Genomic DNA, 1271 nt, shown 5'->3' with positions numbered 1-1271 from the left:
CACGGCTGTCCGGTTAAGTTTTGTGGACGAGGCGCAGGGCATTGATTCTACTCGTGTCCAGACGTTGGCGCGTCTCCCGGACACGAAAACGGAGTCAACACCGTGCGTCACCACAATAGCGTTTTCCACGACCTGTTGCAGTGGGTTCCCTGGTCGGACTTTGAACGGCTGACCGCGGCGCACGGGGCCGACCGCCGGGTCCGGCGGCTGCCGACCAAGAGCCAGTTCATTGCGCTGCTCTATGGCCAGTTCGCCGGGGCGAGCAGCCTGCGCGAGATCGTCGGCGGCCTGGAGAGCCACGCGGCCCGGCTCTACCACGTGGGGGGCTGCCCGGTGTCGCGCTCGACGCTGGCCGATGCCAATGCCACGCGCCCGAGCGCAGTCTTCAGTGAGCTGTTCGCGCTCATGGTCGCCCGAGCCCAGCGCGGCCTGCGCCGGGCGATCGGCGAGGCCACCTACCTGATCGATTCCACCGCCGTGCGGCTGAGCGGGGCGGGCAGCGCGTGGGCCCGCTTTTCCGCCACCGCCTGCGGCGCCAAGCTGCACGTCATCTATGATCCGGCCGCCGACCGGCCGATCTACGCGGCGGTGAGCGCGGCCAAGCTCAACGACATCACCGCCGCCCAGGCCATGCCCATCGAGGCGGGAGCCACCTACGTCTTCGACCTGGGCTACTACGACTATGCCTGGTGGGCGCGCCTGGACGCGGCCGGATGCCGCATCGTCACCCGCTTCAAGTCCAACACGCGCCTGAGCGTGACGGCGGAGCGGCCGGTGCCCGACGGCGGCGCCATCCTGTCCGACCGCATCGGTCGGCTGCCGCGTCGCCAGGCCAGCAACCGCAAGAACCCATTCGACGCTCCCGTGCGCGAGGTGCGGGTGCGGATCGATACCGGCAAGGTGCTGCGCATCCTGAGCAACGATCTCGACGCCAGCGCCCAGGAGATCGCCGATCTCTACAAGCGGCGCTGGGGCATCGAGCTGTTCTTCCGCTGGGTCAAGCAGACGCTGAAGATCCGCCGCTTCCTCGGCACCAGCGAGAACGCCGTGCGCATCCAGCTCGCCGTCGCGCTCATCGCTTTCCTGCTGCTGCGCTTGGCACAGGCCGCCCAGAAGGCGGTCGAAAGCCCCCTCGCCTTCGCCCGCCTCGTGCGCGCCAACCTCATGCACCGAAAGCGCCTCGACCGCCTCAACGCTCCCCGTCCAAACCTAGGCGAAGAGCCAAGGCAACTCACCCTGCAATGGACATGATCCTTAACCGGACAGCCGTG

Annotated in this window: 1 protein-coding gene; it reads left to right on the top strand. The window is 68.1% G+C overall.

Going from position 1 to position 1271, the window contains the following annotated elements; genetic code table 11:
• Positions 1–102: 102 nt before the first annotated feature.
• Positions 103–1251: an IS4 family transposase gene (locus tag ACSVDD_RS29680; protein WP_448193002.1), complete on the top strand. Its 1149-nt coding sequence runs from the start codon at positions 103–105 to the stop codon at positions 1249–1251.
• The last annotated feature ends 20 nt before the right edge of the window (positions 1252–1271 follow it).

Source organism: Azospirillum terrae (assembly GCF_053470425.1).
This window is presented reverse-complemented; position numbering and strand designations above follow the sequence as displayed.